The sequence below is a fragment of the Nonomuraea basaltis genome (assembly GCF_005893125.1).
GTDB classification, from domain to species: Bacteria; Actinomycetota; Actinomycetes; order Streptosporangiales; family Streptosporangiaceae; genus Nonomuraea; species Nonomuraea basaltis.
In genome coordinates, this window is the sequence record NZ_VCJS01000370.1 from 1 (window position 1) to 8,001 (window position 8,001).

3 protein-coding genes and 1 pseudogene are annotated in these 8,001 nt (G+C 70.9%); 2 read left to right on the plus strand and 2 right to left on the minus strand.

What is annotated here, in order from left to right; all coding sequences use genetic code 11:
• A partial coding sequence (locus tag EJK15_RS65595; RefSeq protein ID WP_138720321.1) for a S41 family peptidase occupies positions 1–3,077 on the minus strand: 3,077 nt, incomplete at its 3' end.
• Between the two features lie 224 nt (positions 3,078–3,301).
• On the opposite strand from EJK15_RS65595, the gene EJK15_RS65605 reads away from it, so the two are divergent.
• Entirely contained in the window at positions 3,302–4,270 is a 969-nt protein-coding gene (locus EJK15_RS65605) for a TIGR03557 family F420-dependent LLM class oxidoreductase (protein ID WP_138720323.1), read from the plus strand.
• Here EJK15_RS65605 and leuS read toward each other — a convergent pair.
• Entirely contained in the window at positions 4,267–6,747 is a 2,481-nt protein-coding gene (gene leuS, locus EJK15_RS65610; RefSeq protein WP_138720324.1) for a leucine--tRNA ligase, read from the minus strand. The two genes, EJK15_RS65605 and leuS, sit on opposite strands and share 4 nt — an antisense overlap.
• Before the next feature lie 549 nt (positions 6,748–7,296).
• Between leuS and EJK15_RS65615 the strand changes: the two are divergent.
• Positions 7,297–8,001: pseudogene (locus EJK15_RS65615) on the plus strand (hypothetical protein); the annotation flags it as partial.

Genomic DNA, 8,001 nt, shown 5'->3' on the forward strand with positions numbered 1-8,001 from the left:
ATCGCCTTGTCCAGCTGTGGATCGCGCCCCGCCGCCCGATCCTGCGGCGTGATCACCACCTCGATGTCCGGATCCACCCCGTGGTTCTCCACCCCCCACCCCGGCCCTTCGAGCCAGAACGAGTACCGGGGCTGGGTGACCCGGGTCCCGTCGACCAGGGTGTACCGAGAGTCGATCCCGATCACCCCGCCCCACGTCCGCGTCCCCACCAGGGGCCCGATGCCGCGGTTCTTGATCCCCGCGCTCACGATGTCCCCGTCCGAGGCCGCGAACTCGTCCGTGATCGTCACGATCGGCCCTCGCGGCGAGTCCTCCGGATACCGCATCGGCTCGTACCCGCGGGCCCGCGCCCACCCGGTGACCTTGCGGGACAGCTTCTCCAGCACCAGCTCCGACAGGTGCCCGCCGCTGTTCTCCCGCATGTCCACCACCAGCCCGTCACGGGCCATCTCGGTACGCAGGTCGCGGTGGAGCTGCGCCCACCCCGACGCCACCATGTCCGGCACGTGCAGGTACCCGAGCCGGCCCCCCGACGCCTGCCGGACGAGGGCCCGGCGGCTCTCCACCCAGTCGTGGTAGCGCAGCTGGGTCTCGTCCGCGATCGGGCTGACCACGACGCGCCGCGGGTCGCCGCCCGACTCGGGCCGCACGGTCAGCTCGATGGGCTGGTTGGCCGTCCCGGCCAGGAGAGGGAGCGGCCCGCGTACCGGATCCACCGGACGCCCGCCGACCGCGATGATCGCGTCGCCCGCCCGGACGGCGACGCCGGGGGCGAGGAGGGGCGAGCGGGCGGCGTGGTCGGAGGTCTCGCCGGGCAGGATGCGCTCGACCCGCCACACCCCGTCGGCGTCCCTGGTCAGGTCGGCGCCGAGCAGCCCCTGGCGGCGGCGCGGGTCGGGGCCGCCGTTGGGGGCGGCGGCGTACGCGTGGGAGGTGCCCAGCTCGCCCTGCGCCTCCCAGAGCAGGTCGATCAGCTCGGAGTGGGCGCCGATGCGCTCGACCAGCGGCGCGTACCGGTCGAGCACGCCCTGCCAGTCGACGCCGTTCATGTCCTCGCGCCAGAAGTGGTCGCGCATGAGCCGCCCGGCCTCCTGGAACCCCTGCCGCCACTCGGAGACCGGGTCGACCTGGACGGTGACCCGGTCGAGATCGATGGTGACGACCTCATCCCCCTCCGTGGCGGCGCGGGTCTGCAGGCCGTTCTTGCCATTGGTGACGAGCCTGGTGCCATCGCCGCTGACCTCGAACGAACGCACCTCCTTGCCCAGCTCGCTCTTGGCGCGCTTCTTGAGGTCGTAGCGCTCCAGCACGGTCTCCTGCGTCGGCTCGGTGCCGTCGCCGAGCCGCCCGGTGAGCGGGTAGCGCAGCCAGAGCAGGGCGTCCCTGGCGGTACGCAGGTTGCCGTACCGCCCGGAGGGCACCGGCACAGGCACCACGCGGGAGGCGAGCCCTTCGGGGTCCACCTCGGTACGCGGCGGCGTGTCGTCCTTCTTGTCGTCCTTGGCGGGCTTGTCGTCCTCGCCGTTGAAGCCCCGCCCCTGCAGCGAGGGGTCGAACGGCGACGGGGTCCCGGCCTGCAGGGGCACGATGTACGGCTTGCACCCGTAGGGGAACGACAGGTCGAAGACGTGCGCGTCGTACACGGGGTCGAACGTCCGCACCGACAGGAACGCCAGATGCTTGCCGTCCTTGGTGAACACCGGGTCGTAGTCGGCGAACCGCACCGGCGTCACGTCGATCACCGAGGTGCCGTCGATCCGGCCCATCCTGATCTGCGACAGCGGTTCGTGGTGCGGGTGCTCCCAAGCCAGCCACCCGGAGTCGGGCGAGAACGTCAGCCCGCTGATGTCCCCCTGCGTGGTGCGGTCCAGCTCGCGCAGGTCCCCGGACTCGAGGTCGACGACCAGCAGCCGCCCGTCGTGCGTGGCGACGGCCGCGTGCTTGCCGCCGGGCGCGGCCTCCAGCTCCAGCACCCGTCCGAGCTGCCCGGCGGCCAGCGTGCGTACCTCGCCGCCGGGCGTGCCGATCTCCAGCCCGTCCTCACCGCCGGCGTCCGACACCCACACGGCCCGCCCGTCGGCGTCGAGAACCCGCGGCAGCCGTACGCGGACGCCGGGCCGCACGCGCAGCGCGCCGGCCGGCCCGTCGCGGTGGGGCACCCAGTGCGCGGTCCCGCGGATCTCGACCGCGCTGGCCCGCCCGGTGGCGTCCGGCGAGTACGCGCTCACCCGCATGGGCGCCGGCCGCTTGGCCCGACCGGGCCGCGGCCCGCCGAGGCGCACGTCGAGCCGGTACGGCTCCGCGTCCAGGCTCTCCAGCAGCCACAGGTCCCCTGCGTGGCTGTAGATCACCCGCTCGCCGTCGCTCGTGGCGTGCCGGGCGTAGAACTCCTCGTGTGAGCTGTGCTTGCGCAGGTCGGAGCCGTCGGGCAGGGCGGAGTAGACGTTCCCGGCGCCGTCGATGTCGGCCAGGAAGACGAGCCTGTCCCCCACCCAGCCGGCCGACCAGTACTGCGCCGTGCTGTCGGCGAAGAGCCTGCTGAACTCCCCGGCGCCGTCGGCGTCCACCCAGATCTTGCCGGCCATCCCGCCCCGGTACCGCTTCCACTGCGACGGCTCGCGCCACAGCGCCGACACGGTGGCGACCCGCGCGCCGCTGACGGCGACGTCGCTCACCCACCCGTACGGCAGCCGCGTGGCCGGGCCGCCGTCGAGCGGCACGGCGTAGGCCCAGTTCCTGATGCGATAGCTCTGCCCCGCCGAGGTGATCGCCAGCACGTTCCCGTCGTCGGTCCAGCCGCGGACCCCGGTCGTGGCGCTGCCCCAGTGGGTCAGCCGCTCGCCCTCGGGACCGTCGATCTCCGCGACGAACACCTCGGGGGCGCCCTCCCTGCCGCTGGTCCACGCGATGCGGGCACCGTCGGGGGAGAATCTCGGATCCGACACCGGTACGCGGTCGGCGGTGAAGCGCCAGGCCCTTCCTCCCGCCAGGGGAGCCAGCCAGACATCGTCGTCAGCGACGAAGGTGACCACGTCACCGTGCAGATGCGGATATCTCAGGTATTCGCCATTTGTCACAGCTGAACACTAATGCGCACCCCCAAGCCCAGCCCAAGAATTCTCCCGCCAGAGGAATCGCCCCGTCCAGGGAACGCCCAAGCCCGGGGTCCCCGGAGGGCATCGGCGTCTCCAAGGACGTCTGGCTCCTGGGCATCGGCCTGGGGCTGGTGCTCGAGGAGCTCGGCCAGCGATGATCTCCGGACCAACGAACTAATCTGGACAAACTGGGGTAGCCCGGACGCATGGTGCAAATCGGCTACGCCTTGATGTCCGAACAGACACCGCCCCGCGAACTCGTCGACCATGCGGCGACGGCCGAGCGGATCGGCTTCGACTACGCGGTCATCTCCGACCACTACTTCCCGTGGATCGAGGAGATGGGGCACTCGCCCTACTGCTGGTCGGTGCTCGGCGCCGCGGCCCAGGTCACCGAGCGGCTGCCGCTCATGACGTACGTGACCTGCCCCATCATGCGCTACCACCCGGCCGTGGTGGCGCAGAAGGCCGCCACCATGGGCGTGCTGAGCCGCGGCAGGTTCACGCTCGGCCTCGGCTCGGGCGAGAACCTGAACGAGCACGTCATCGGCCAGGGATGGCCGTCCATCGACACCAGGCACCGGATGTTCGCCGAGGCCGTCCAGATCATCAGGGAGCTGTTCAGCGGCGACTACGTCACCCGTCAGGGCGAGTTCTACGACGTGGACTCGGCCAAGCTCTACGATCTGCCGGAGGAGCCCGTGCCGATCGGCATCGCCGCCGCGGGCGGCAGGTCGGCGGAGATCGCCGCCGAGCACGGTGACCTGCTCGTCGTCAACGACCCGATGCCGGACGTGGTCAAGCAGTTCAACGCCGCGGGCGGCCAGGGCAGGCCCGTCTACGGCCAGCTCCCCATCGCGTACGACACCGACCCCGACGCCGCCGAGCAGCGGGCGCACGAGCTGTGGCGCTGGGCGGCCGCCGGCGGCTGGAAGGTCATGGCCGAGCTGCCCGGGCCGGTGAACTTCGCCGCGGCGGCCGGCACGGTACGCCCGGAGGACGTAGCCAGGAGCGTGCCGTGCGGCGACGACGTGGACGCCGTCGTGCAGGGCGTCAGGAAGTTCGCCGACAGCGGCTACACGCACGTGGCGCTGGTCCAGATCGGGCACGACCAGCAGCAACCCTTCTTCGACTGGGCGGAGAAGGAGCTGCTGCCGGCGTTGCGCAACCTCTAGGGAACGATGTTGACCAGCTTGGGCGCCCGGACGATCACCTTGCGCGGCATACCCGTCAGGTAGGCGGCGACCTTCTCCGAGGCCAGGGCCAGGGCCCGCAGCTCCTCCTCGGAGATGCCGGGCGAGACCTCCAGGCGATCACGCACCTTGCCCGCGACCTGCACCACGCAGGTGACCGACTCCTGCACCAGCAGCGCGGGGTCGGCGACCGGCCACCCGCCGAAGGCGACCGGGCCGGTGCGGCCCAGCCGCTCCCAGCCTTCCTCGGCGGTGTACGGGGCCACCAGCGACAGCATGATCGCCAGCGCCTCCGCGGCCTCCCGGACTGCCGGGTCGGCGGGGCCGCAGCCCGAGTCGATGGCCTTGCGCGCGGCCGAGGTCAGCTCCATCATGCGGGCCACCGCCACGTTGAAGCGGTAGGACTCGACCAGCTTGGTGGCCTCGTCGATGGTGTGGTGGGTGACCTTGCGCAGCTCCACGTCGCCGTCCTCGAACGGGACGCCGGGCTCGCTGGTCACCTCCGACATCACGCGCAGCGCGCGGGCCAGGAACTTCTGCGAGGCGCCCGGCGAGAGATCCGCCCAGTCGATGTCGTCCTCGGGCGGCCCGGCGAACACCATGGTCAGGCGTACGGCGTCGACGCCGAAGTCGTCGATCTGCTGGCCCAGGTCCACACCGTTGCCCAGGGACTTCGACATGGCCTTGCCACCGTTGATCACCTGGCCCTGGTTCAGCATGCGCAGGAACGGCTCGTTGAAGTCCACCATGCCCATGTCGTGCAGGACCTTGGTGAAGAAGCGCGAATACAGCAGGTGCAGCACCGCGTGCTCGATGCCGCCGACGTACTGGTCGATCGGGCCCCACTTGCGCACCTGCTCGACGTCGAACGGGCCCTCGGTGTAGCCGGGTGAGCAGTAACGCAGGTAATACCACGACGAGTCGACGAAGGTGTCCATCGTGTCGGTGTCGCGCTGGGCGCGGCCGCCGCACTTGGGGCACTCGACGTTGACCCACTCGGTGGCGCTGGCCAGCGGCGAGACGCCCTTGGGCGCCAGAGCCTCGCCGCGCAGGTCGGGCAGCGTGACGGGCAGCTGCTCGTCGGGGACGGGCACCTCGCCGCAGTCGGGGCAGTGGATGATCGGGATCGGCGTGCCCCAGTAGCGCTGCCTGGACAGCAGCCAGTCGCGCAGCCGGAAGTTGATCGCGCCCGTGCCCTTGCCCTGAGTCTCCAGGATCTCGATGATCTTGGAGATGGCCTCGGTCTTGCTCAGGCCGTCCAGCGGGCCGGAGTTGACCAGCGTGCCCTCGCCGGGCGTGGCCTCGCCGGTCTCGCCCGGGTCGGCCAGGCCGGTGTGCAAGACGACCTTCACCGGCAGCTCGAACTTCATGGCGAAGTCCAGGTCGCGCTGGTCGTGCGCGGGCACGGCCATGATGGCGCCGTGGCCGTAGTCGGACAGGACGTAGTCGGCCGACCAGACCGGGATGCGCTCCCCGTTGACCGGGTTGATCGCGTAGCGGCCCAGGAAGACGCCGGTCTTCTCCTTGTCGGTGGCCAGCCGCTCGATGTCGCTCAGCTTGGCGATCTCGGCGCGGTAGGCCTCGAACGCGGGCCGCTGCTCGTCGGTGACGATCTCGTCGGCCAGCGCGGCGTCCGCGGCGACCACGAAGAACGTGGCTCCGTAGAGCGTGTCGGGCCGCGTGGTGTAGACGTGGACCGGCTCCTCGCGGCCCTCGACCTGGAACAGCACGTCGGCGCCCTCGGAGCGGCCGATCCAGTTGCGCTGCATGGTCAGCAGCCGCTCTGGCCAGCCGTCCAGCTGCTGCATGTCGTCCAGCAGACGCTGCGCGTAGTCAGTGATCTTGAAGTACCACTGCGTCAGCTCGCGGCGGATGACGTCGGCGCCGCAGCGCTCGCACTTGCCGGCCACGACCTGCTCGTTGGCCAGCACGGTCTGGTCGTTGGGGCACCAGTTGACCAGGCCGCCCTTGCGATAGGCCAGGCCGCGCTCGAAGAAGCGGATGAACAGCCACTGGTTCCAGTGGTAGTAGCCGGGGTCGCTGGTGTGCAGGCGACGCGACCAGTCGAAGGAGATGCCGTAGCGCTTGAACGAATGGGCCTGCGTCTCGATGTTGGCGTAGGTCCACTCGGCCGGGTGCGCGTTGCGCTTGATCGCGGCGTTCTCGGCGGGCAGGCCGAAGGAGTCCCAGCCGATCGGGTGCAGGACGTTGTAGCCCTTCTGCATCCAGTAGCGCGCGACGACGTCGCCGATGGCGAACACCTCGCCGTGGCCCATGTGCAGGTCGCCTGACGGGTAGGGGAACATGTCGAGCATGTAGCGCCGCTCGCGGGGGTCGTCGGCGTCTTCGCTGGCTCGGTAGGGTTCCTGCTCCTCCCATCGCTGCAGCCACTTGGCCTGCAGCGCCTGCGGGTCGTACTCACTCACGGCTACTGTCCTTCTGGCTTGATTCGGACCCATAAGAAAACCCCTCGTGCACACAACGAGGGGCCAGCCGCGACGGCGATATCTCAGGGCCGTCGCGGCCCGCTAAGAAGCAGGGTCGCGGAACGCATGTGTCAAGCCTAGCGCACCCGGTCAGTCGAATGCAGGTTTAGTCGAATGCGGGCACCTGATCGAGGTCCGTGTGCACAATGGGCCCTTCAGGTCCAGCGAGACCTGATGGTGATGTATCCGTTGTGACCTCATTCGTCCCTCAAGAATACCCTTGTCGCCATGGTGTACCGAGCTGAGCCTGATCGACCGGAGGACGGCCTGCCCTTGCAGGATCCGCCCACGGATCCTCATGGCTTCGCTCGTTTCGCTGCGGAACCACCTGTATCTCCTGGAAAATCCCATGAGATCATGCGTGGGAAGTCAAATCCGGATATAACGGTTGATCCGGACACAACCTCGGGAGGGCCGGCAGCTATGGCAACGGATAATTCCGGACCACACCTGCCCTCATCCTGGCCGGACGCGCCACGGCGCGAGGCCCCCTCCTCCCGATCCGGCTCCCCTGAGGTGCCCATGTCCTGGCCGGAGGCCCCGACGGGGACCGGTTACCAGGATCCCTCCTGGCCGGAGCCGCCGCGCAACGACGGCCCCTGGCCCGAGCCGCCCCGCCAGTTCCCCACCGACACCGGCCGGGACCTCCCCCGGCAGGACGCCTCGGGTCCTTCCTGGCCGGAGCCGCCCCGCCCGGACGCCGCCTGGCCCGAGCCGCCCCGCAACGACGCCGCCTGGCCGGAACAGCCGCGGCAGGACGTCCCGACCTCGTGGCCCGACGCGTCATCGCAGGGCGGACCGCCCTCCAGGCCCGACTCCCCGCCGCACGGCGGTCCCTCGTCCTGGCCTGACACCCCGCCGCAGGGCGGACCTTCCTGGTCCGACACCCCACCGCAGGCCGGGCCCCCCTGGTCCGGCACCCCGCCGCAGGGCGGACCCTCCTGGTCCGACACCCCGCCGCAGGGCGGACCCTCCTGGTCCGACACCCCGCCGCAGGGCGCACCGACGTCATGGCCGAACGGGCCGCAGCACAGCGCCGCCGGGGCCTCCCCGCAAACCGGGCGGCCGCCGGTCCCGGACCCCGTGCCCGCGTGGGCGGAGCCGCCGAACCCTGCCTCCGGCGCCTGGTCCAACCTCTCCTCCCCCGCCCCCTGGCCGCAGGGCGAGCGCGGCAGGGCCGACGTGCCGGAGCGCACCCCGATGCACGACCGGAACCCGCCCGCCGGG